The 22,615-nt window shown below is 42.6% G+C and carries 25 protein-coding genes; 24 read left to right on the top strand and 1 reads right to left on the bottom strand.

Annotation, left to right across the window (positions count from 1 at the left end):
* Positions 1–214: 214 nt before the first annotated feature.
* The 3 genes from ACEWFH_RS19585 (at position 215) to ACEWFH_RS19575 (ending at position 3,190) form a co-directional block, all read left to right on the top strand.
* Positions 215–337 (top strand): hypothetical protein, encoded by a 123-nt coding sequence (locus ACEWFH_RS19585; protein WP_473725359.1) that lies wholly within the window; start codon positions 215–217, stop codon positions 335–337.
* Between the two features lie 150 nt (positions 338–487).
* Positions 488–1,642, top strand: a complete 1,155-nt coding sequence (locus tag ACEWFH_RS19580) for an ABC transporter ATP-binding protein (protein ID WP_473725358.1) — start codon at positions 488–490, stop codon at positions 1,640–1,642.
* A gap of 27 nt (positions 1,643–1,669) precedes the next feature.
* A complete protein-coding gene (locus ACEWFH_RS19575) occupies positions 1,670–3,190 on the top strand; it encodes a glycine betaine ABC transporter substrate-binding protein (RefSeq protein WP_473725357.1) in 1,521 nt (506 codons plus the stop codon).
* Positions 3,191–3,438: 248 nt separating this feature from the next.
* Here the strand turns inward: ACEWFH_RS19575 and ACEWFH_RS19570 are convergent, their stop codons facing one another.
* Positions 3,439–4,161 carry an amino acid ABC transporter ATP-binding protein gene (locus tag ACEWFH_RS19570; RefSeq protein WP_473725356.1) on the bottom strand — a complete coding sequence of 241 codons (723 nt, stop codon included), beginning with the start codon at positions 4,159–4,161 and terminating at the stop codon, positions 3,439–3,441.
* A 210-nt stretch (positions 4,162–4,371) separates the two neighbouring features.
* Here ACEWFH_RS19570 and ACEWFH_RS19565 point away from each other — a divergent pair, with 210 nt between their 5' ends.
* The 21 genes from ACEWFH_RS19565 (at position 4,372) to ACEWFH_RS19465 (ending at position 22,304) form a co-directional block, all read left to right on the top strand.
* Positions 4,372–4,608 carry a LacI family DNA-binding transcriptional regulator gene (locus ACEWFH_RS19565; protein ID WP_473725355.1) on the top strand — a complete coding sequence of 79 codons (237 nt, stop codon included), beginning with the start codon at positions 4,372–4,374 and terminating at the stop codon, positions 4,606–4,608.
* Entirely contained in the window at positions 4,556–5,359 is an 804-nt protein-coding gene (locus ACEWFH_RS19560; RefSeq protein ID WP_473727362.1) for a substrate-binding domain-containing protein, read from the top strand. The genes ACEWFH_RS19565 and ACEWFH_RS19560 overlap by 53 nt, the downstream gene beginning before the upstream one ends.
* 56 nt (positions 5,360–5,415) lie before the next feature.
* Positions 5,416–6,720, top strand: coding sequence for an ABC transporter substrate-binding protein (locus ACEWFH_RS19555; RefSeq protein ID WP_473725354.1), 1,305 nt, complete (start codon positions 5,416–5,418; stop codon positions 6,718–6,720).
* 204 nt (positions 6,721–6,924) lie between these two features.
* Complete coding sequence (locus tag ACEWFH_RS19550; RefSeq protein ID WP_473727361.1) at positions 6,925–8,211, top strand: ABC transporter permease subunit; 1,287 nt, start codon at positions 6,925–6,927, stop codon at positions 8,209–8,211.
* A 31-nt stretch (positions 8,212–8,242) separates the two neighbouring features.
* Positions 8,243–9,070, top strand: coding sequence for a carbohydrate ABC transporter permease (locus ACEWFH_RS19545; RefSeq protein WP_066240055.1), 828 nt, complete (start codon positions 8,243–8,245; stop codon positions 9,068–9,070).
* A 373-nt stretch (positions 9,071–9,443) separates the two neighbouring features.
* Complete coding sequence (locus ACEWFH_RS19540; protein ID WP_473725353.1) at positions 9,444–10,106, top strand: type 1 glutamine amidotransferase domain-containing protein; 663 nt, start codon at positions 9,444–9,446, stop codon at positions 10,104–10,106.
* An 83-nt stretch (positions 10,107–10,189) separates the two neighbouring features.
* Positions 10,190–11,170, top strand: coding sequence for a zinc-binding dehydrogenase (locus ACEWFH_RS19535; protein WP_473725352.1), 981 nt, complete (start codon positions 10,190–10,192; stop codon positions 11,168–11,170).
* A gap of 35 nt (positions 11,171–11,205) precedes the next feature.
* On the top strand, positions 11,206–11,535 hold the full coding sequence (locus tag ACEWFH_RS19530) for a putative quinol monooxygenase (protein WP_473725351.1): 330 nt from the start codon (positions 11,206–11,208) through the stop codon (positions 11,533–11,535).
* A gap of 69 nt (positions 11,536–11,604) precedes the next feature.
* A complete protein-coding gene (locus ACEWFH_RS19525) occupies positions 11,605–12,129 on the top strand; it encodes a LysR family transcriptional regulator (protein ID WP_473725350.1) in 525 nt (174 codons plus the stop codon).
* Positions 12,126–12,479, top strand: coding sequence for a LysR substrate-binding domain-containing protein (locus tag ACEWFH_RS19520; protein ID WP_473725349.1), 354 nt, complete (start codon positions 12,126–12,128; stop codon positions 12,477–12,479). The genes ACEWFH_RS19525 and ACEWFH_RS19520 overlap by 4 nt, the downstream gene beginning before the upstream one ends.
* 53 nt (positions 12,480–12,532) lie before the next feature.
* Positions 12,533–13,267 carry an MBL fold metallo-hydrolase gene (locus ACEWFH_RS19515; RefSeq protein ID WP_473725348.1) on the top strand — a complete coding sequence of 245 codons (735 nt, stop codon included), beginning with the start codon at positions 12,533–12,535 and terminating at the stop codon, positions 13,265–13,267.
* Between the two features lie 27 nt (positions 13,268–13,294).
* Positions 13,295–14,284, top strand: a complete 990-nt coding sequence (locus tag ACEWFH_RS19510) for a lipoate--protein ligase (RefSeq protein WP_473725347.1) — start codon at positions 13,295–13,297, stop codon at positions 14,282–14,284.
* A gap of 521 nt (positions 14,285–14,805) precedes the next feature.
* Positions 14,806–16,134, top strand: a complete 1,329-nt coding sequence (locus ACEWFH_RS19505) for a phenylacetate--CoA ligase family protein (RefSeq protein ID WP_473725346.1) — start codon at positions 14,806–14,808, stop codon at positions 16,132–16,134.
* A gap of 71 nt (positions 16,135–16,205) precedes the next feature.
* Positions 16,206–17,171, top strand: a complete 966-nt coding sequence (gene paaA / locus ACEWFH_RS19500; RefSeq protein ID WP_473725345.1) for a 1,2-phenylacetyl-CoA epoxidase subunit PaaA — start codon at positions 16,206–16,208, stop codon at positions 17,169–17,171.
* Positions 17,172–17,195: 24 nt separating this feature from the next.
* Positions 17,196–17,540 carry a 1,2-phenylacetyl-CoA epoxidase subunit PaaB gene (gene paaB / locus ACEWFH_RS19495; protein WP_473725344.1) on the top strand — a complete coding sequence of 115 codons (345 nt, stop codon included), beginning with the start codon at positions 17,196–17,198 and terminating at the stop codon, positions 17,538–17,540.
* Positions 17,537–18,343, top strand: coding sequence for a 1,2-phenylacetyl-CoA epoxidase subunit PaaC (gene paaC / locus ACEWFH_RS19490; RefSeq protein ID WP_473725343.1), 807 nt, complete (start codon positions 17,537–17,539; stop codon positions 18,341–18,343). The genes paaB and paaC overlap by 4 nt, the downstream gene beginning before the upstream one ends.
* 47 nt (positions 18,344–18,390) lie before the next feature.
* A complete protein-coding gene (gene paaD / locus ACEWFH_RS19485) occupies positions 18,391–18,870 on the top strand; it encodes a 1,2-phenylacetyl-CoA epoxidase subunit PaaD (protein ID WP_473727360.1) in 480 nt (159 codons plus the stop codon).
* A 38-nt stretch (positions 18,871–18,908) separates the two neighbouring features.
* Entirely contained in the window at positions 18,909–19,214 is a 306-nt protein-coding gene (locus tag ACEWFH_RS19480; protein ID WP_066235887.1) for an EthD family reductase, read from the top strand.
* Complete coding sequence (locus tag ACEWFH_RS19475; RefSeq protein WP_473725342.1) at positions 19,207–19,983, top strand: enoyl-CoA hydratase/isomerase family protein; 777 nt, start codon at positions 19,207–19,209, stop codon at positions 19,981–19,983. Before ACEWFH_RS19480 ends, ACEWFH_RS19475 begins: the two co-directional genes overlap by 8 nt.
* Before the next feature lie 11 nt (positions 19,984–19,994).
* A complete protein-coding gene (locus tag ACEWFH_RS19470; RefSeq protein WP_066391448.1) occupies positions 19,995–20,768 on the top strand; it encodes an enoyl-CoA hydratase-related protein in 774 nt (257 codons plus the stop codon).
* 27 nt (positions 20,769–20,795) lie between these two features.
* Complete coding sequence (locus tag ACEWFH_RS19465; protein ID WP_473725341.1) at positions 20,796–22,304, top strand: aldehyde dehydrogenase family protein; 1,509 nt, start codon at positions 20,796–20,798, stop codon at positions 22,302–22,304.
* The last annotated feature ends 311 nt before the right edge of the window (positions 22,305–22,615 follow it).

The raw sequence follows: 22,615 nt of genomic DNA, 5'->3' as shown, positions 1-22,615 counted from the left end.
TAGCCCTCGGGTGTTTTTTGTGCTCGTCCAGCAGCTGATAAGCAAGCTGGACGATCGCCATACGAAAAATACGAGCGCCATACGTCAACGAAATACTAGTCAGTCAGTCTGTCCCAAAGCTTAAAACTGACACAATTAATAAGGATCTTTTCTAAAGATTGTTGCTTTCAAATTCATTTTTATTTTCTTCTGTGACCGTTGATTGTAGTGGAAGGTGGGAGACTCCTGCGGGACAGGCGGGCAGGTGAGACACTTAAAAGTGAAACTTCCAAATGTGGCTCACCGCCTGCCCCGCGGAAAGCGAGCACCTGGAACGGAAATCAACCACTTCCAATAATAACATCACGCTTCAGGTGAATCCGCCATAAACTTTAAACTGACACTTTCAAAAAGACGTTTTCAAGTTAGCAAGCAAGGGAAAGATAATAATTGGACATTCTAATGGATGCAGCTTATTTTACATATGACATAAAGGAGAGAAACACACTTGATTACTTTCAAAAACGTAGGGAAAACGTTCCCTGACGGTTTTGAGGCTTTGAAGAACATCGACTTTCAAATTAAACAAGGGGAGTTAGTCGCTTTAATCGGGCCTAGTGGTTGTGGTAAGACAACAACCATGAGAATGATAAACCGTTTGATCGAGCCTTCAAAAGGAACGATTTTAATTGATGGAGAAGATATTGCAAACCAAAACCCCGTTGAGCTGAGAAGGAATATCGGATATGTCATCCAGCAGATTGGTCTTCTGCCTCACATGACGATTGAAGACAACATTTCGCTTGTCCCGCGTTTAAAAGGGTGGGAGAAAGAAAAGTATGATGGCAGAGTAGATGAATTGCTCGATCTAGTAGGCTTAGATCCTAAAACCTTCAGAAAACGTTACCCTTCTGAGCTAAGCGGCGGTCAACAGCAGCGTATCGGCGTTATTCGTGCTCTTGCTGCCGAGCCCCCGATCATCTTAATGGATGAGCCATTCTCAGCACTTGATCCAATCAGTCGTGAACAGCTGCAAGATGAACTTGTTAAGCTGCAGGACACGATTAAGAAAACAATTGTGTTCGTAACACATGATATGGATGAAGCGATTAAGATTGCTGACAGAATCGCAATCTTAAATAAGGGCGAGATCATCCAATTTGATACACCGGAAAGAATACTGCGTCATCCTGCTAACGATTTTGTAAAAGGGTTTATTGGTGAAAATCGATTGTCTGCAGAAGATGCGTCAATGCCTGAAGCGGTAGATCTAATGAGGCCGAACCCGGTTACTGCGAGATTAACAAGAGGACTTGCAGAAGCGTTAAAGATGATGAAACGTTATGGTGTAGACAGTTTATTAATTACTGATCAACAAAACAAACTTCTCGGGATTACGACATTAGAGAAAATAGAGCAGCATTTTCCTGAAGAAGATAAGACAGTCGGCGATCTAATGGATAAAGAGATCATTTCAGTTGATGTATCTGCCACATACACTGAAGTCGCTGAGATTTTTGCTACGAACGGTGTCCAGATGATTCCTGTACTCGAAAACGAAAAGCTAGTCGGATTGATCACGAGAGCTTCTATGATGCGAGGACTTGCTGGATTGAACATTTCCGCACAAAAACCTGTCGAGGGAGGTGCGGGAATTGAATAATTTTTTGTGACCATGAAAGATACGTTTGTGAATAGATGGCCTGAAATACTAACAGGGCTTCAGCAGCACTTATTTTTGTCGCTCGTATCGATTCTTATCGCCGCAGTTATTGCAGTGCCGCTTGGGATATTTATTTCAAGACGCAAGCGTGTAGCCGAACCGGTTATCGGTGTTACAGCGATCTTCCAAACGATACCGAGTTTAGCACTATTCGGATTTTTACTGCCTGTATTCGGAATCGGCAGCACGACGGCAATTATTGCTCTAACCGTTTACGCGTTATTGCCGATTTTAAGGAACACGTACACAGGTATTACGGGTGTCGATAAATCTGCCGTTGAAGCGGGTAAAGGGATGGGGATGACAAATACTCAAATCCTAAGAATGATTGAACTCCCGCTCGCTTTGCCGATCATTATGGCAGGTCTCAGAACAGCAACCGTATTAACGATTGGTGTTGCGACGCTTGCAGCCTTTATTGGAGCTGGTGGACTTGGGGATCTCATCTACCGCGGTCTATCTACTACACGAAATGAGCTTGTATTAGCAGGTGCCATTCCAGCAGCATTGCTTGCCATTGTATTTGACTTTATACTACGTCGGATTGAATTAGCAACAGAGCCAAAGGCATCAAAGAAGCGGGGTTCTTGGAAACTGCCTGTACTTATTGGTGTACCAATCGCGGCGCTTGTACTTTTCTTCGCACTTCGAGGTGGTGGTGACGAGGATGCAATCGTGATTACAGGTAAGAAGTGGACCGAGCAATATATCCTGCCTTATGTGATTTCGGAATATGTGAAAGATAAGACCGATTATCCAGTCGTTGTTAAAGAAGCAATCGGCGAAACACCAATCTTAACGGAAGCGATTAAGAAAGGTGATATTGATTTATACGTGGAATACACGGGCACTGGATATTTGACGATTTTAAAAAAGAAATATGATCCTAGCATGACGCCTGACGAGATTTATGAAGCTGTAAAAGAAGGATATGAAAAGGAATACAACTTGAAGTGGACAAAGCCGCTTGGTTTTGAGAATACGTATGCAGTAGCACTGAATCCTGAGACAGCGAAACAAGTAATAAATGTTAAAACAATCTCTGAGTTAGCACCAAAGACGAATCAGCTTTCATTTGGCGGTCCAACTGAGTTTTTTGAACGTGAAGATGGCTACGCGCCATTTGTGGAAACATACGGTTTGAACTTCCAATCGAAAAAGAGCTTAGATCCGAATTTAATGTACTCTGCTGTAAAAGAAGGAAAAGTGGATGTCATTCCGGCATATACGACAGATGGAAGAATCGTCCGCTTTAACTTAAAGACGTTAGAAGATGATAAAAAATTCTTCCCGCCTTATTATGCGGTTCCCATTGTAAGAGAGGATACGCTGAAGGAATATCCTAAGCTTGAAGGTGTACTCAATGAGCTCGAAGGGAAGATTTCAGAGAAAGACATGGCAGAAATGAACGCAAAAGTGGATTTGGATAAAGAAGATCCACGTAAAGTAGCCCAAGACTTCCTGAAAAGCAAAGGATTAATCAAATAAGGTCGAAAACTGGACTCTTAAGGGGTCCAGTTTTTTTGTGGGATATGGGTGATTAAGTCTTAAGACCAACTAATTAAGTCTAAAGAAAGGTCAATTAAGTCAAATGGCCAACTAATTAAGTCTAAACATCAACCAATTAAGTCTAAAATCAAAAATAAAGGCCATTCGACATTTCTGCTATAAGGCCCTACGTCCGAACAGACTGCAAAATAAAAGCCGGTCCCTTAAAACCAGGAACCGGCTTTCTCTTATAGCACTTTACTTAAAAACGACTTCGTACGTTCATGCTGGGTATTACCGAACAACTCTGACGGAACGTTCTCCTCAACGATATACCCGCCATCCATAAAAATGACACGGTCGCCAACTTCGCGGGCAAAGCCCATCTCATGTGTTACAACGACCATTGTCATGCCTTCGCGAGCGAGGTCCTTCATAACTTCTAGCACTTCACCGACCATCTCCGGATCTAAAGCGGAAGTTGGCTCATCAAACAGCATGATTTTTGGATCCATCGCAAGTGCACGGGCAATGGCAACACGCTGTTTTTGACCGCCGCTCAGCTGTGAAGGGTACGCGTTGGCTTTGTCTTGCAAACCTACTTTAGCGAGCAGCTTTAATGCCTTGTCACGTGCTTCTTCTTTGTTTGCATTTTTCACTTTAAGTGGTGCGAGCGTTACATTTTCAAGAACCGTTTTATGCGGAAAGAGATTAAATTGCTGAAACACCATTCCCACATCTTCACGGATTTTATTGATGTTTGTTTTTGGATCAGTAATGTCTGTTCCGTTAACCAACACTTGTCCGCCAGTAATGTCTTCGAGTTTATTAATGCATCGGAGAAATGTACTTTTACCTGAGCCAGAAGGGCCGATCACGCAAACAACTTCTTGGGGTTTAATTTCTGCATTGATGTCCTTAAGTACCTCGAGATCACCGAAGGACTTTTTTAAATTCTTTACTTTAATCATGGTCCGGCTCCTTTCAAAGATCAAACAAAATCGTGTATGTATTTTATCATAAGTTCGTTTGAATTGTAGTATCTCCTGCTTTAATTGAAATCTTTAATTGCAAAACTTTCTGAAAAAAGGATTGACCTGTGAACATTCGGTGAACTATACTCTGATTATGAAAACGATTTCATGAATTCGATTCCACAACTGTTTTAAGAGGAGAATCTGATGGCAACCATTCAAGATGTGGCGAAAAAGGCAGGATTATCCCGCACGACCGTCTCAAGGGTGATCAATGAACATCCTTATGTGACGGAGGAGAAAAAACGTCTCGTAACACAGGCAATGCAAGAACTGAATTACGTGCCCAATTCATCAGCAAGAAGGTTGAGGCGGCAGCGAGACAGAAACAATCGCTGTTTATGTTCCGCGAATAACCAACCCATTTTTCAGTCACCTTGTTGAAGTAATGGAGAAGGAAGCGGCCAAAAAAGGCTATCAGCTTATATTGTGCCAAACCCGATACAAAAAGGAACAGGAGCGTAATTTCTTAGAGCTTTTAAAAACGAAGCAAGTAGACGGTCTGATCTTAACTTCTATTGAGAACGATTGGAGTGAGTTCGAACCCTATTTATCGTTCGGTCCGATTGTCGTATGCAATGAGTATTCGGACACTGCTCAAGTACCTTCTGTGTACTTAAATCAGATCGAAGGAAGCTATTTAGGGACAAAGCATCTTATCGATCAAGGCTACACGAAAATCGGCTATTGTACGGGTAACCACAAAAGCTCCAGAATTTCTAAGGACAGAAAGATCGGTTTCTTGCAAGCTCTTGATGATGCTGGCATCGCAATGAAGGAAGAGTGGTTCTTTTACAATGCGTATAGTGTGCAAGACGGTTTTGCTGCATTTAAAAAATTGAGTCAGCTGGATGATCCGCCGCACGCTGTTTTTACAGGCAGTGATGAAGTGGCAGCGGGCATTGCAAAAGCCGCATACGATGCAGGTTGGAGAGTACCTGAAGATTTAGCTATCATTGGGTTTGATAATCAGCCTCTCGCTGAACTTATGGATCTAACGACGATCCAACAGCCCATTGACACGATTGGGCGCCAGGCAATGAATTTGATGGTTGAAGCGATTCAAGCGAAAAAGCAACTTAGACGTAAAGAAGTGATTCTGCCCTTTCAGTTAATCAAACGGTCCTCAACTTAAAATTTTTTTCGAAGGAATGTAATCGTTTACAAAACAGGAGATTTGGGGGAAAGACAATGAAAAAGCTTAAGAAAATCTCAAAAGTGATTTCTACTTCACTAGCGCTGTCACTTGTACTTGCAGCTTGTTCGGACAAAGAAGAAGGCAGCAGCAACAATAACTCCGGCGGCGATAAAGACGAAAAAGTAACAATCGTTTATGCACGTGGTAAGGATGATACACAAGGGACTACAGCAATGGTGGAAGCTTTTGAAAAGAAATACCCTAATATTGATGTGAAATTTAAAGAGATGCCTGCTGATACAGGAAAACAGCATGACGCTTATGTTACGGCATTCAATGCGAACTCTGACGAGATTGATGTTATTGACTTAGACGTTATCTGGCCGGCTGAATTTGCACAAGCAGGATTCTTAATGCCGCTAGACCGCTTTATGGAAAAAGACGGAATCAACCCAGATGATTATAACCAAGGAGCGATCAGTGCTTCTAAATTTAAAGGCAAACAATGGGCGCTGCCTAAATTTATTGATGCTGGTATGCTTTTCTACCGCACAGACTTAATTGACGAAGGTTCTGTTCCAAAAACGTGGGACGAGCTATTAGCAAAAGCGAAAGAAACGAAAGGCCAAGGCGGTACTCAATTCGGTTATTTGATGCAAGCGAAACAATATGAAGGTCTTGTATGTAATGCAGTTGAATTTATCGCATCATACGGCGGAGAAATTATCGACGAAAACGGTGAAGTTAAGGTCGACTCCCCAGAAGCAATTAAAGGAATCGCAAAACTTGTTGAAGTTGTAAACTCTGATGTTGTACCGCAAAACATTACAACATTCGCTGAGCCAGAGTCTCACACAGCATTCATTAATGGACAAGCTGGTCTGATCCGTAACTGGCCGTACCAATTCGCATTAGCAAACGATGAGAAGCAATCTAAAATCGTTGGTAAAGTAGGAGTAGCTCCACTTCCGGCTGGTGATAAAGGTTCTGCAGCAGCACTTGGCGGCTGGATGGCTGGTATCAACAAAAACACGAAACACCCTGAAGAAGCTTGGAAGTTCTTAAGCTTTATGGCTGGTAAAGAAGGACAGAAGATAGACGCGATCAAAGGCGGACACGCTCCAACGATTCTTTCACTGTATGACGATCAAGAAATTTTAGATGCAAACCCTTACTACAAAGATGAAGGATTTGTAAAAGCTCTTGAAGCTGCAGTATCTCGTCCGGTAGCACCGAACTATCCAGAGATCTCTGACATTATCCAAGTTCAAGTTTCTCAAGCTGTAGCGAAAAAGATCACACCAGAACAAGCAGCTAAGAACATGCAAAAAGAAATTTCAGAAAAGCTTGTAAAGTAAGGAAACAAAAAGTGATAGGGGGTACGCCTTTCCATGAGAAAGGCCCCCTTACTTTTATAACTGGTATCGATTCCACAAAGAGTGAAATGGATGGACGTTACAGCGCCCGTCCGTCGATTGCATTCGAACAGTAAGGAGCTGAAACTTTTGAAACCAGATCTAATGCCTAACAACCAAAAACCTATCGCAGCGAAGACAAAACCTCTGAAAAAGAAAAAACGTTCTGATCGTTCTATCGGCTACATGCTGATCGCACCATCCATGATATTAATTTTAATTATCGCGATATGGCCGGTTTTTCAATCTTTTTATTACAGCATGTTTGATTTGCGGCTGAATAATCCGGCCAAATCCGAAGCATATGTTTCGTACAAAGTGAATTTGCAAACGTATTTGGATAACTATCCATTTTTGATTAGTACGTTAGAAGATGAGGCGGATACAGCCTCTGGAAAAACAAAGTCAGAGCTTGAAGAAATAAAAGCTAATCTAGAAAAAGTAGATGCTGAATTAAAAGCAGACAGTGAGCTTAAGAGTAAATATGACCAGGTAGACGAGAAGCTTACAATCATGGAGCCGATAAGTGAAGAGCTTGCAGTTTCAGATTTGGACAAAAAAGTAGCTTTAGATCTAGAGAAGGCTGTTAATGATTCAACAGACTCTATTCGAGATTTAAAGGGTGAACTAAAAAATCCTGAAGACTTGATCGGATTATCTTCTTCCTTAGAAGACTCTGTGATTACGCCTAACTTTATCGGTTTGAAGCACTATAAAGAAAACTTAACAGATAGCCGTATGTGGAAGGCGATCCAAAATACCACTGTCTTTACGCTAATCTCTGTTTTTGCAGAGCTCGTTATTGGTTTGGCTATTGCACTTCTTATTAATAAAGCTTTTTTCGGCAGAGGACTAGTTCGTGCGACGATCCTCATTCCTTGGGCGATCCCAACAGCCGTTTCAGCATTCATGTGGAAGTACTTATATGACGGGCAGAACGGAATTGTGGCAAAAACCTTTGCAGAGATCGGCCTGTTTGACCAAATGACAGATATGCTGACTACTAGCACTGGCGCTATGTTCGCCGTTATTTTTGCAGACGTATGGAAAACGACACCTTATATGGCACTTTTGCTATTAGCTGGGCTGCAGACAATACCGAGCTCTCTGTATGAAGCAGCAGCGATTGACGGAGCAAGCAAGTGGAAGCAGTTTTTAAAGATTACGTTACCTTTATTAAAATCAAGCATTCTAGTCGCATTGTTATTCCGTACACTGGATGCATTCCGTGTGTTTGACTTGATCTATGTTTTAACTGGTGGGGGACCAGCCAACTCTACGGAAACCATCTCCATACTTGCTTATAAAGTGATGTTCGCACAAACCAATTTCGGTGAAGGTTCGGCGCTCTCGGTTATTGTGTTTGTCTGTGTAGCGATCATCTCTATGATCTACATTAAGTTCTTAGGCCGTGACCTTTTGAATGACAAATAAAAAACGGAACAGATAAAGGAGTGAATAGGAAATGAACAAAAAAGCAGGACCAATGTTTTACGTATTCTTAGCATTGTTTGTCTTCCTTGTCATGTTTCCGTTTTTATGGGTACTGGCAAGTTCAATTAAACCGGTTGCCGAGTTGTTTGGTGATCGTGCGTTCATACCGTTTACGGATAATATGACACTTGAAAATTACGAATCAGTATTTGTAAACTATCCATTCTTAAAATATCTATGGAACAGCTTAGTCGTTTCGACGATAACTACAGTTTACGCGGTCCTTGTTGCGAGCTTTGCTGCATATGCGATCGCACGTTTAAACTTTAAAGGAAAAACAGTCATTCTTGGATTGGTGCTATCTGTATCGATGTTTCCGCAGATCGCAACCATTTCGCCGATCTATATCGTATTAAAAAACCTTGGTTTAACAAATAGCTATCTTGGTTTGATCATTCCTTATACGACGTTCACATTGCCATTGTCAATCTGGCTTCTTGTTACGTTCTTCCGCAAGATTCCATTTGATCTGGAGGAAGCAGCGAAAATCGATGGGGCGTCACTGATGCAAACTTACTGGCGTGTTATTCTGCCGCTTGCGCTTCCAGGGATTTTCACAACAGCAATCCTTGTGTTTATCTCAGCGTGGAACGAGTTCCTGTTTGCGTTAACGATCAATACAGATGATGAGTTTAAGACCGTTCCGGTTGGAATCGCGATGTTTGAAGGACAGTTTACGATTCCATGGGGAGAGGTTACGGCCGCGACTGTTATCGTAACTGTTCCTCTCGTTATCATGGTTCTTCTGTTCCAGCGCAGAATTGTGTCAGGATTAACGTCAGGTGCTGTAAAAGAATAGATTATAATGCAAACCCTCGCCCCTTTAGCGAGGGTTTTTGATTGTATATATTTTAGCTCTTGGAAGTAGTTGATTTCCGTTTCAGATGCTCCCTTTCCGCGGGGCAGGCAGTGAGCCACATTCGTACGTTTCACTCTTAAGTGTCTCACCTGACCGCTTGTCCTAGCCGAGAGTCTCGCATCTTCCACTCCAATCAAATTGTCAATGAAGAGAATGGAACAAAATCCTCTAAAACAATAATCTCTAAAGAATAGCCTATTATAAAAATATTTATAACAAGTGCTATATTTTCTAATTTGTATTATGGAAAGATAGGGTCTACAATAGGTTTTGTTAGAGAAACAACTTACTGTTAATTAGGAGGAATTATACGATGTCAAAACATATATTAATGGTCGTTACAACGGCTGATAACATGAACAACGAACACTCAACAGGTCTTTGGTTATCTGAGTTTGGTGAGGCTTATGTGGAGTTTGCGAATGCGGGTTACACAATTACGGTAGCAAGCCCTAAAGGTGGAAAAGCTCCAGTAGATGACCGAAGCCTTGAAGGTGAAGTGCCTCAAGAAATTTTAGATACAGCAAAATATCTTGAAAACACAGTAAAACTGGATGAGATTAAAGACGTTGATGGATTTGACGCAATCTTCTTGCCAGGTGGTCATGGAACAATGTTCGACCTTCCAGAGAACACAAAACTTCAAGAAGTGATTCGTGATCTATATGAGCAAAACAAAGTAGTAGCAGCTGTTTGCCATGGCCCAGCTGGATTAGTTGGTGTTAAACTTTCTGATGGTACGCCATTAGTAGCAGGAAAAACAGTTACTGCGTTCACAGATGCAGAAGAAGTTGCAACAACACTCGATCAATACATGCCGTTCTTATTAGAAACACGCATGCGTGAACTAGGTGCTGAGTTTGTAGCTGCTGAAAACTGGGCAAACCATGTGCAAGTGGATGAGCACTTAATTACGGGTCAAAATCCGCAATCTACAATATCTGTTGCGAAAGAAGTTCTTAAGCAGCTAGCATAATTTTGAAAACCTGCAGACCTTTATAGTAGAAAAGGTTTGCAGGCTTTATTTATTGAGAATGGATACTTGGGAGGAGAATGAAATTGAAAGCATTACTTTTAAAAGACAAAAATCAATGGAAAGAAATGAACATTGAAGAGATTGACACACCGACAGCGGGTAAAGGTGAGGTAGTAGTAAAAATTCATGCTGCTGGATTAAATCCTGTTGATTATAAAACAGCAACTGGCGGAAACCCAAACTGGACATACCCTCACATTTTAGGACTTGATGCTGCAGGTACCATTCATGAAGTTGGAGAAGGTGTAACAGACTGGAAGATTGGTGATCGAGTTGTGTATCACGGAGATTTCAACAAAAAAGGGGCATACGCAGAGTATGGAGTAACAACGGCACATACGATTTCACGTATTCCTGATTCTCTTTCTTTTGAAGAAGCAGCGGCGCTTCCTACAGCAGGATATACGGCTTATCAAGCGCTATTTAGAAAATTGCCTATGTCTTCAATTGATACGATCTTGATTCATGCAGGAGCAGGTGGTGTTGGAGGCTTTGCGATTCAACTCGCGAAGAATGCAGGGAAAACGGTTATCTCTACCGCTTCTTCACACAACCATGAGTATGTTCGTTCACTTGGCGCAGATATGGTGATTGATTACAAAGAAGAAGATGTGAAGGTAAAAGTGATGGAGTTCACGAACGGAAGAGGTGTTGATGCAGTTCTAGACACAGTAAGCCGAGACAACGCAACAGCATCACTTGACTTAATCGCATACAACGGACATATCGCTCACATTGCGGGTGCTCCAGATTACACGCGCGTAAAACCTTTTACAAAAGTGATTTCATTCCATGAGGTGGCGTTGAACGCAATTCATCATAACAATGACGAAGTGGCAGAGCGCGACTTAGCAAAAATGGGAGACGAACTTTTGATGCTTGTAGCAGAGAAAAAAGTTTCTCCAATATTAGAACAAGTAATCACTTTAGAAGAAGTTCCTGCAACACTCGAAAGGCTTTCACAGCGTCATGTGAAGGGGAAAATTGTTTGTAAGATTGTTTAAGTTATTGTAGAGGCAGGAGTGGAGTTTCCATTTTAATGAAACAGCATGAAAAAATAAAAAAGAAGGTGATTGTTTTGTCTATTACGATCAATGCCATATTAAAAGCAAAACCAGGGAAAGAGGTATCATTGCGCGAAGAATTAGTAAAAGTTGTACAAGCATCCCGTAATGAAGAAGGATGCATCAACTATACGCTTCACGAGTCAGCCGAAGACTCTGAGACTTTCGTTTTTTATGAAACGTGGCGTGATGAAGGGGCGCTCAAATCACATATAGAATCTGAGCATTATACCAACTATCGAAAAAACATTGAAACACTTATCGAACAACGGGAAGTTTATCGTTTAAACGTTATCGAGTTATAGAGACCACTTTGCACCGTTCGGCATATAGAGCGGTGCTGTTTTCATGATTCGTGGAAGGGGGTTCAAATCATGATAGATTTTGAATGGTACCGGAGTTTTATTAGCATTTACAAACACCGTTCTGTTTCTGCAGCAGCGAAAGCAAGAATTTTAACACAGCCTGCGATGAGTCAGCATCTTGCGGCATTAGAAGCAGAAATTGGTGAACCATTATTTATTAGGGCTCCTCGCAAAATGGTACCGACTGACAAAGGAAAAGAACTGTATACAAAAATTGTCCCACTCATCGAGAACTTAGAGAATACGACACTTGAAATGCTTCACAGTTCATCGAGCAAAGGGCTTGCCCCTGTAATCCGTATCGGATCGCCTGCTGAATATTTTACGAAGCGCGCTCTCACTAGTATACGAGGTTTAAATATCCGTTTTTTAGCTCAGTTTGGAATGGCAGGTACATTACTAGAAAAACTTGAAAAAGATGAAGTAGATCTGATTTTGACAACTCAAAAATCGCAGCATCAAGGGGTCGAGTATCGAAAGCTTGAAGATGAAGTGTTTGTTGCAACCGCTCCCCTGAGTATGAAACAGATGTGAAAAATGCTGAGGAGATTGAACAATGGCTATTAAGCCAGAAGTGGCTAAGCTATGGGTTGGAACTTCCGATCATTAGACGGTATTGGCGAGAACATTTTAATAAGCGGCCGGATTTTCAGCCATGTCACGTTATTCCCGATTTAAGATCTATTTTAGAAGGAGTGGAAAATGGGCTGGGCATCAGTATCCTGCCAACCTATTTAATAGAAAAATCGGTTCAAGAGAATAAGGTTAAAGTGATGTTCCCGGAGCTTAAGGCAGAGAACACGATCTATGCGGCATATAAAGTAGATCATAAAAATAACCCCATCTTGGAAGAAGTATTAGACGCATTAAAGCGCAATAACTAGTGTAAAGTAAAGTCCTTTGTGTAAACTAGTAAGTAAAAATGGAGGACGAAATCATGAAACTGACGGTTTTAGGATATTGGGGCGGTTACCCAGCAGCAGGTGAAGCAACATCAGGCTACCTATTGCAAAGTGATGGATTCAATCTGCTTATTGATTGTGGAAGCGGGGTGCTTTCTCAGCTGCAGAACTACATTAAGCCAGAAGAACTGGATGCTGTTGTTTTGTCACATTATCATGCAGATCACGTTGCTGACATTGGTGTGCTTCAATATAGCCGCCTCATCCAGTCCTTTTTACAGGAAGGGATAAAGACACTTCCAATCTACGGTCACAACAAGGATGAAGGTGGTTTTCAGTCGCTCACACACGGGACGCATACACAGGGAATCGCGTATGACCCAGAAGGAGAGCTGAAGGTTGGGCCGTTTACGATTACGTTTCAGCTTACAAAACATGCAGCGGTTTGCTATGCGATGCGCATAACAGATGGAAAGAAAACCATTCTCTACACAGCTGATACAGCACTGATTCCTGAATTGGTGCCGTTTAGCAAAGATTCAGACTTGCTTATTGCGGAATGCAACTTTTATAAGGGGATGGATGGAAGCGGGCCTGGCCATATGACATCAGAGGATTGCGGGAAGCTTGCTCAGCAGTCTGAAGCTCGTCAGCTGCTCCTTACACATCTTCCTCATTTTGGTCAGTTATCACAGCTTGTCACAGAGGCAAAAGAGGTGTATAACAATAAAGTGGAGCTTGCCTCATCCGGTTGGACGTGGGGAGCTTAAAGATAGGGACTGAAAGAGGAGAAAACTATGCTTTTTATTGATAATGAAAATATTACAGACCCAAGAGTGAATTTGGCAATTGAAGAGTTCGCTTTAAAACATTTAGACATCAATGAAACGTATTTGCTTTTTTATATAAATGAACCATCAATCATTATCGGTAAGAATCAGAATACGGTAGAAGAGATCAACGCAGAATATGTTCGCGAAGAAGGTATTCATGTTGTTCGCCGTTTATCTGGCGGCGGTGCCGTGTACCATGATCTTGGTAATCTGAACTTCAGTTTTATCACAAAGGATGACGGAAACTCGTTCCATGATTTCAAAAAGTTTACCGATCCTGTTGTAAAAGCGCTGAAAAAACTTGGAGTGAACGCAGAATTAAGCGGTCGCAATGATATTTTAGCAGAAGGTAAGAAAATCTCGGGGAACGCACAGTTTTCTACAAAAGGGCGTATGTTCAGCCATGGAACGCTGCTTTTTGATTCTGAAATTGAGAATGTGGTATCTGCTCTAAACGTGCGTATGGACAAGATCGAGTCAAAAGGAATCAAGTCAATTCGCAGCCGTGTAACGAATATTCGTGAGCACTTGGATGAAGATATGACGATGGAGGAGTTTAAACAAACGCTTCTTGCTTACTTATTTGAAGAATTAGATTCTGTGCCGAAATACGAACTAACAGAAAAAGACTGGGAAGAAATCCGTAAGATTTCAAGAGAGCGCTATGCAAACTGGGATTGGAACTACGGAAAGTCACCGAAGTTCAACGTTGAGCTTTCCAACCGATTTGCGGCAGGATCAGTTGATATCCGCCTTCACATCGTAAAAGGAATCATTCAAGAAAGTAAGATCTTCGGAGACTTCTTTGGAGTGGGCGACGTATCTGATATCGAAAATAAGCTGAATGGTGTGCGTTATGACCGTGAAGCGATTGAAACTGTGTTAGAAGATATTGATTTGAGTCATTACTTTGGCAACGTATCACGCCAGGAGTTTCTTGATCTATTATATTAATGAGAAAACCGCCTTTTGATGGGCGGTTTTTGTTTGTTGGAAAGGTTTATAAGTCTTCAAAAAATTTTATAAGTCTTCAAATTATTTTATAAGTCTTCAAAAAATTTATACGTCTTCACCATTCATTATAAAGTTGCCGTATCAGCACTCAATCTATCTAGCTTCAAGGACTAGCTTCTCGAGGTCCCTTATCTTAGCGCTTCCGTAGTAGTAGCTTATGTGTTGGTCATGTCTGAAAGACTGTTTCAGTACCCAACCTGTCTAGCTTCAATGACCAGCCCCTCGAGGTCACATTTTCTCCTTCCTAGGATACAAAGAGCGTATCCGTTGTCAGGAGCTAATGTGCTTGTCGGGGCTAAACGGGTCATTTCAGCCTTCAATTTCATTTGACAGAAAATTATTATAAATGATAAGCTAAACTCAGATAACATCACACAATATTTAGTTAACGGTTCAAAAACGTCATATTTTTTTAATCTCAAATGTAATCGCTTACATATAATAAAGGGAGATGAAAAGGAATGATCCTCCATCCACAAGTGGAATGTATGAGTCGTGATGAAAAAGAAGAGCTGCAGCTGCATCGCTTGAAACAGACGGTGCACAACGTTTACGGTAATGTCCCTTTTTACAAAAATGCATTTGACGAAAAAGAAATACATCCCTCATCGATTGAAACATTAGAAGATCTTCAAAAACTTCCTTTTACCGTAAAGAAAGACCTTCGTGACCACTATCCTTTTGGATTGTTCGCGGTACCGCAAGACCATCTTGTCCGTCTTCACGCATCATCCGGAACGAGCGGGAAGCCGACAGTAGTTGGCTATACAGAAGGGGATATCGACCGATGGAGTAACATGGTGGCGCGTTCTATCGCAATTGCGGGAGGTGAGCCAGGAAATGTGCTTCATAACGCATATGGATATGGGCTTTTTACAGGCGGGCTCGGACTTCATAACGGTTCGGAGCGACTCGGTATGATTACTGTTCCCGTATCAGGCGGGAATACGGAGCGTCAGATTCTTTTAATCGAGGACTTCAAACCACAGGTGATTTGCGGTACACCTTCTTATATCTTAACAATCGCTGAAAAGATGGAGGAGCTTGGAAAAGATCCGAAAGCTACGTCATTAAAATATGGCATCTTTGGAGCGGAACCTTGGTCTGAAGAGATGCGAACAACGCTCGAAGAGAAATTAGATATAAAAGCGATGGACATTTACGGATTGAGCGAAGTGATGGGGCCAGGTGTTGCGATGGAGTGTCACGAGGCGCAAAATGGACTGCATATTATGGATGACCATTTTATCGCGGAAATCATTAATCCAGAAACACTCGAACCGATGCCGGATGGGCAGTATGGGGAACTTGTTTTTACCAGTCTAACGAAGGAAGCTTTTCCGATCATCCGGTATCGTACAGGGGATATTGCTTCTATTGATCGCACCCCTTGCAGCTGTGGTAGAACTTCTATACGAATGAGCCGTGTTAAAGGGCGAATCGATGACATGATTATCGTTCGTGGAGTCAATGTGTTTCCGTCTGAGATCGAGAACTGCCTTCTTTCCATAGAAGATATCGTTCCTCACTATCAAGTGCACATTTTAACGGAAGGGTTAAAAGAGCATATAGAACTTCATGTGGAGATGACGGAACAACTTTATGCGGTGACAAATGGGGATGAGGATCATGAAGCTACGCATTTACTCAAGCACACAATCACAAAGAAAATTAAGGATACTTGTCTTGTTTCAATGAACATAAAGGTTTATCCGCCTAAAGGCATTCCGCGTTCTGAGGGCAAGGCGATCAGGGTGGTTAGGCAAACGCAGAAAAAAATGGGTGTTTAACTATTGTTAAATCGTATGACGATAAATTATAATTACGGTAAATAAACGTAATATAATAGGAGGAGAATAGCATGACAGTTGGTATGAGTTTTAATCAGCTAAGTGAAGAAGAGAAAATGACACATTTTCTTGATCGTATAAATGCCGGCGAAAAGATCGAACCTGATGACTGGATGCCAGAAGATTACCGCTTGCAGCTGATCAGATTGATTTCCATGCATGGCATTTCAGAAATTATGGGAGCGCTTCCAGAGAAAGAGTGGGTACCGAAAGCACCTTCTCTTCACCGAAAGCTTGCGATCATGGCAAAAGTTCAGGATGAGATGGGGCACGGACAGCTACTCCTTCGTGTAGCAGAAGACTTGATGGCGCCGCTTGGCAAGACACGCCATGACATCATGGAAGATCTTTTTTCTGGAAAATTAAAGTTCCACAACGTTTTTCACATGGACGCACCAACATGGGGAGATGCGGGAATCATTGCGTGGCTCGTTGATGGGGCTGCGATCATTTCTCAAAGCATGATGCTTGATTCTTCATATGGACCGTACGCTCGAGCGTTAAAGCGTATCTGCGCAGAAGAAGTATTCCATGCACAGCACGGCGAGAGCATTATTTTAGCGATGGCTGAAGGAACTACAGAACAGCGAGAAATGCTGCAGGATGCACTAAACCGCTGGTGGGAAGCACTAATTATGTTCTTCGGACCAAAGTCTGCTAAAGAAACAGGCAACTCGAATGCGGATAAGAACATCATGTATAAAATCCGTACAAAAACAAACGAAGACCTGAGACAAGAATTCTTTACAAAATACATTCCGCGGATCTGGTCTCTTGGACTTACGATTCCAGATGACACAATTCGTTTTGATGAAGACAGCCAAATGTGGATCTATAAGGATGCTGACTGGAGCAAGTTTAAGCAGATCGTTTCCGGGAACGGTCCACAATCACAGAATCGCTTAGACCTTCGCCGACGCTCATACAAAAACAACGAGTGGGTCCGCGCTGCATTAGCTGCGAAAAAGGCGATCTAACAGCGGAAGGGAGAGACAACCAACGTGAACGAACCGAAAAATGAGTTTTACAACGTTTATGAAGTATTCAGCAAAAAAACAGATAAATCTCCGTTTCAGCATAGCTTCAGCCTTTTAGCACCGAACGCAGACATGGCGCTCATCATGGCTAAAGAAAATTTTTTCAGAAGAGAAACGGTTGCTGACATTTGGGTTGTAAAAGAGAGAACATCCGAGGACTTAACCAGGACGAGAGAGATGCTGAAGCGCCTCGATAAACAATATAGGGAAACCAAAGGATACGGATATTTAAAGAAAAAATGGCGTGACTACAACCAGGAGCAGTTTACCGAACAGCACATCCTTGGCGGAAGGGGAGACAATTCATGACACAGGAAATGTTAAAACCACAAGAGAAGAAAGCGTTGATCGAGCTCCTTTATCAGCTCGCAGACGATGATTTTCTTCTTTCGTTCCGCGGATCAGAGTGGTTGGGTCTTGCACCGCATATTGAAGAGGATGTAGCGTTCTCATCGATCTCACAAGACATGATGGGGCATGCAAACCTGTACTATAACTTGCTCGAAGACCTTGGAGAAGGAGAAGCAGACAGAATTGCTCACCTCCGATCCCCTGATCAGTTCCGAAACGCCATCATTTTAGAAGAAGTGAACGGACCAGGCACATATTTAAAAGAACCAGATTACGACTGGGCGTTTACCGTTGTACGCAACTACTTTTACGCCGTTCACAAGCATATTCGTTTAGACTCACTGCGCCACTCGTCTTATGAGCCTTTGGCAGAAGCTGCGCGCAAGATCATGACAGAGCAATACTATCACCTCATGCATTGGGAGATTTGGTTCAAACAGCTGATGACCAGCACGGATGAGGCAATCGAGCGAATGACCGCAGCAGTTCAAAAAGTTTGGAAAGACTTTGGCGGCGTGCTTACGCTCGGACCATACTACGAAGATATCGTGAAAGCGAACTTTATCGATGACGAAAACGTTATGAAAAAGAGATGGAACAACAAGATTGAAGCCGTCCTAAAAGAAGTTGGAGCCGACTATCCAGGTGAACCACGTATGGAAAGAGGCAACGGCCGAAACGGTGTGCACACCGACGACTTGAAGGAAGCGATTTCAACGCTTTCAGAAGTTTACGCTACAAACCCTGCAACTGGCTGGTAAGACGATTTAGAAAGGAGATGAACCACGTGTCCGAATTAAAAAGCAGCATGACCGAAAGTGTGATGGACGCGCTTGGGAAAGTGAAAGATCCTGAAATCGCCTCCGTCAGTATATTAGATCTTGGCATGGTGCACGAAGTTGACGTGACAGATGGTCAGGTGAGAGTTTCCGTACTACCTACGTTCTCTGGATGCCCAGCACTGCACATCATCGAGCGAGATATAAAAAAAGCGATTGAAGAAGTAGAAGGAATTACTTCATCAGAAGTGAAATTTGTATTTACACCATCGTGGACAACAGACCGTATTACACCTGAAGGACGCGAGAGATTAAAAGAATTTGGGATCTCACCTCCACCGGCAAACCATGTAATGGGTGAACCATGGGAGATTGATTGCCCGTATTGCGGATCGACGTATGTAACGATGGAAAACATCTTTGGACCAACAGCATGTAGAAGCATTCTGTATTGCAAGTCATGCAAGAACCCGTTCGAAGCGATGAAACCTGTCGCTGATATGGGATAGTAAGAGATTATGAGTTTAAAAATAGGGAGGAAACACACATGGTAAAACTAATCGCACTTTACAAAACACCTGAAAACTTGGAGCAGTTCGACGAGCACTATTTTGGACATCATACAGAAATTACGAAGAAGATTCCTGGACTTCGCAAAATGGAAGTAACGAAAATCGTAGGTTCACCGATGGGGAAAAGTGACTATCACATTCTTTGTGAAATGTACTATGACGATCATGATGCGTTAAAAGCGGCGATGAAGTCTGATGAAGGTAAAGCTTCTGGTAAAGACTTAATGAGCTTTGCGGCTGAACTCGTAACGCTTATGATCGGTGAGGAAATCAATGAGTAATTACGAAACAATTACAACCTCTGTTGAAGATGGGATTGCCTTGATTCAATTAAACCGGCCGCGTGTTTTAAACGCAATCAACCGGCCGATGGTTACGGAACTATTAGATGCTTTTGAAAGTTTTGACCGTAATGATGAGGTAAAAGCAATTGTTTTAACAGGCAGCGAGCGTGCTTTTGCAGCAGGTGCCGACATTGATGAAATGAAAGAAGATACAGCCGTTTCTCTTGAACTATTAAATCAGTTTAAAGAATGGGATCGCCTTGCAACCATTAAGAAGCCGATTATCGGTGCTGTCAATGGCTACTGTTTCGGCGGAGGTTTTGAACTGGCGTTATGCGCAGATATTCTGTTTGCTGCAGAAAACGCGCAATTTGGATTTCCAGAGATCAAACTTGGCGTGATGCCTGGTGCTGGTGGAACGGTAAAACTTACAAAGCTGATGGGACAAAAGAAAGCACTGGAGTGGCTATGGCTCGGGGATCCGATGACAGCGGATGAAGCTCTTCAATATGGGGTAATTAACCGCGTCATCGCACCTGAACTTGTCGTGGACGAGGCAAAAAAGTATGCCAAAATCGTAGCGTCAAGAGCACCGTTATCCACCCGATTAATTAAAGAAACCGTCTATAAATCAATCGACTATTCAACATATGAAGGCATGCAGTTCGAACGTAAAAACTTTTATCTATTATTTTCGTCTCAGGATCAAAAAGAAGGCATGAAGGCTTTCGTTGAAAAGCGTCCAGCCGAATTTAAAGGGAAGTAGAGGGGATAACCATGTTTGAAACGATTAGCTACGAAACAAGAGGTAAGACGGCTTGGATCACACTTAACCGTCCGGATAAGTTGAATGCATTTACATCACTTATGCATAAAGAAATGGTATCAGCGATAAAAGAAGCAAACAAAGACAGCAATGTAAGAGCTGTTGTTATAACGGGCGCTGGGCGTGCATTCTGTTCAGGTCAAGACTTAACAGGTTCACCAGAGGGCGCTGATTATGGCGATGTTCTGCGAAAGGGATACAATCCGATGGTGCAAGCACTAGTTGCTATGGAGAAGCCTGTAATCGCAGCCGTGAACGGTGTTGCAGCTGGTGCAGGAATGAGTCTCGCTCTAGCTTGTGACTTCCGTATCGCAAGTGAGAAAGCGAGTTTCATAGAAGCGTTCATTCATGTTGGTCTCGTACCTGACTCTGGAAATCTGTACTTCTTGCCGCGTTTAGTCGGACATGCAAAAGCGATGGAGCTAGCTGTGTTAGGTGAGAAGATTACCGCTCAACAAGCTAAAGAGTTCGGTCTTGTAACGAAAACGGTAAGCGAAGAAGAGTTTATGCTTGAAGTTGAAACGTTCGCTGAGAAACTAGCAAACATGCCAACAAAAGCAATCGGCCTCATCAAACGCTATATGAACAAAAGCTGGGAAAGCGATTTGAACGAAGTGCTTGAATATGAAGCACAAGCGCAAAAGATTGCCGGAGAGTCAGCGGATCATCAAGAAGGTCTGCATGCATTTATAGAAAAGAGAAAACCCGCATTCACAGGAAAATAGACAGCGAGACTAAAGGGAGTGGAGAACATGAGTACAGCAAAGACAGAAGTTAAAGCAGTAAAACGTGATGTATATGAAATGGTAATTGGCGGACAAAGCGTTGGTGGATCTGAGGGAGAATACTTTGTTACATATAATCCTGCAACTGGAGAACCGTTGGCAAAGGTAGCAAAAGCAACAAAAGCAGATGTCGACCGTGCCGTTGAGGCTGCTAGAACTGCTTTTGAAACTGGGAAATGGAAGCGCTCTCCTGTTAACAAGCGTTCTCGTACGATGAACAAGATCGCTAGTATCATGCGTTCTCGTTTCAACGAGCTAGTAGAGCTTGAGATTCTAAACAGCGGAAAATCTCTAAGCGCTGCACAAGGGCAAGTCATGCAAGCAATTGAAGACTTTGAGTTCTATGCGGGTGCAATCGTAAGCCACCGTGGTGCTGTGAACCCGATGCCAGGACCGTTTATGAACTATACGCTAAAAGAGCCTCTAGGTGTTTGTGCACAGATCATCCCTTGGAACTATCCGATGATGATGGCAGCGTGGAAGATTGCGCCAGCAATCGCAACGGGCTGTTCTGTAATTTTAAAACCTGCTAGTTTAACGCCTTTAACAGCGATTGTAATGACTGAGATCTGCCACGAAGCTGGTGTTCCTGAAGGTGTTGTAAACATCATTACAGGTGACGGAGCTACGGTTGGTTCGTATCTTGCTGAGCACGAAGGTGTCGACAAAGTCGCGTTTACTGGTGAAACAGGAACAGGAAAAGACATCATGGCAAAAGCGTCTCAAACGTTAAAACGTGTAACGCTTGAACTTGGCGGAAAATCTCCTAACCTAGTTTTTGCAGATACAGATATCGATGCGGCAGTTGATGGCTCATTATTCGGTATTTTCTATAACACAGGTCAATCTTGTGAAGCGCGTTCTCGCCTTTACATTGAGGAAAGTGTATATGACGCGTTCATGGAAAAGTTCGTTGAAAAAGCGAAGAAGCTTGTGCTAGGCAATCCGCTTGATCAAGGAACGCATGTTGGGGCAATTATCTCTGAGCGTCAGCTTGAAGTGATCGACGGCTACGTGAAATCTGCTGAAGAAGAAGGCGCAACAATTGCTCTTGGCGGAGGACGTGCAAAAGTGGATGGCTTTGAAAACGGACACTGGTATCTTCCTACAATCATTACGGATGTAAACGAAGACATGAAAGTGGTTAAAGAAGAAATCTTTGGACCAGTAGTTGTGGTATCTAAGTTTAAGGACGAAAAAGAAGCGGTAAAACTAGCAAATAATACAGACTTTGGTCTGGCTGCAGCGATCTGGACGAAGGATCACGCGAAAGCAACCCGTGTTGCAGGCATGATTCAAGCTGGAACGATCATGATCAATTCACCGTTCTCTGCATTCCCGGGAACACCTTTCGGCGGCTATAAGCAGTCAGGTTTCGGCCGTGAGCTTTGTATTGAAACGCTAGACCTCTACACAGAAACAAAGAGTGTTGTTTCATACACAGGTTCTCGTCCGTTGAATCCTTTTAATCTGTAATTTAATTTATGTCTAGTTCCGTTAACTTGCTTTGATAGTTCTAGTAACAGAATTTTTTAAAAAAGCGGGCCATCGTGCTCGCTTTTTATACAATGCTCTTATCTTAAGGACCTGTTGCTCAAAGTTCTTTATTTTTGTAGCTTCATTGCTAGTTGATTGGAGTGTAAGGTGCGAGACTCCTGCGGGACAGGCGGGTAGGTGAGACACTTATACGTGAAACGTACGAATGTGGCTCACCGCCTGCCCCGCGGAAAGCGAGCATCCTGAAACGGAAATCAACCACTTTCAAGAGCAGCAAGATTGCAAAAACA

The organism is Fictibacillus sp. EA-CB0309, from assembly GCF_055814265.1.
This window is presented reverse-complemented; position numbering and strand designations above follow the sequence as displayed.

What these genes read in the sequence shown, in the direction of transcription:
- ACEWFH_RS19570 (WP_473725356.1), bottom strand. Translation starts at nt 4,161, where the DNA reads ATGATTAAAGTAAAGAATTTAAAAAAGTCCTTCGGTGATCTCGAGGTA.
- ACEWFH_RS19565 (WP_473725355.1), top strand. Translation starts at nt 4,372, where the DNA reads ATGGCAACCATTCAAGATGTGGCGAAAAAGGCAGGATTATCCCGCACG.
- ACEWFH_RS19555 (WP_473725354.1), top strand. Translation starts at nt 5,416, where the DNA reads ATGAAAAAGCTTAAGAAAATCTCAAAAGTGATTTCTACTTCACTAGCG.
- ACEWFH_RS19545 (WP_066240055.1), top strand. Translation starts at nt 8,243, where the DNA reads ATGAACAAAAAAGCAGGACCAATGTTTTACGTATTCTTAGCATTGTTT.
- ACEWFH_RS19540 (WP_473725353.1), top strand. Translation starts at nt 9,444, where the DNA reads ATGTCAAAACATATATTAATGGTCGTTACAACGGCTGATAACATGAAC.
- ACEWFH_RS19530 (WP_473725351.1), top strand. Translation starts at nt 11,206, where the DNA reads ATGAAACAGCATGAAAAAATAAAAAAGAAGGTGATTGTTTTGTCTATT.
- ACEWFH_RS19525 (WP_473725350.1), top strand. Translation starts at nt 11,605, where the DNA reads ATGATAGATTTTGAATGGTACCGGAGTTTTATTAGCATTTACAAACAC.
- ACEWFH_RS19515 (WP_473725348.1), top strand. Translation starts at nt 12,533, where the DNA reads ATGAAACTGACGGTTTTAGGATATTGGGGCGGTTACCCAGCAGCAGGT.
- ACEWFH_RS19510 (WP_473725347.1), top strand. Translation starts at nt 13,295, where the DNA reads ATGCTTTTTATTGATAATGAAAATATTACAGACCCAAGAGTGAATTTG.
- ACEWFH_RS19505 (WP_473725346.1), top strand. Translation starts at nt 14,806, where the DNA reads ATGATCCTCCATCCACAAGTGGAATGTATGAGTCGTGATGAAAAAGAA.
- paaA (WP_473725345.1), top strand. Translation starts at nt 16,206, where the DNA reads ATGACAGTTGGTATGAGTTTTAATCAGCTAAGTGAAGAAGAGAAAATG.
- paaC (WP_473725343.1), top strand. Translation starts at nt 17,537, where the DNA reads ATGACACAGGAAATGTTAAAACCACAAGAGAAGAAAGCGTTGATCGAG.
- paaD (WP_473727360.1), top strand. Translation starts at nt 18,391, where the DNA reads ATGACCGAAAGTGTGATGGACGCGCTTGGGAAAGTGAAAGATCCTGAA.
- ACEWFH_RS19480 (WP_066235887.1), top strand. Translation starts at nt 18,909, where the DNA reads ATGGTAAAACTAATCGCACTTTACAAAACACCTGAAAACTTGGAGCAG.
- ACEWFH_RS19475 (WP_473725342.1), top strand. Translation starts at nt 19,207, where the DNA reads ATGAGTAATTACGAAACAATTACAACCTCTGTTGAAGATGGGATTGCC.
- ACEWFH_RS19470 (WP_066391448.1), top strand. Translation starts at nt 19,995, where the DNA reads ATGTTTGAAACGATTAGCTACGAAACAAGAGGTAAGACGGCTTGGATC.
- ACEWFH_RS19465 (WP_473725341.1), top strand. Translation starts at nt 20,796, where the DNA reads ATGAGTACAGCAAAGACAGAAGTTAAAGCAGTAAAACGTGATGTATAT.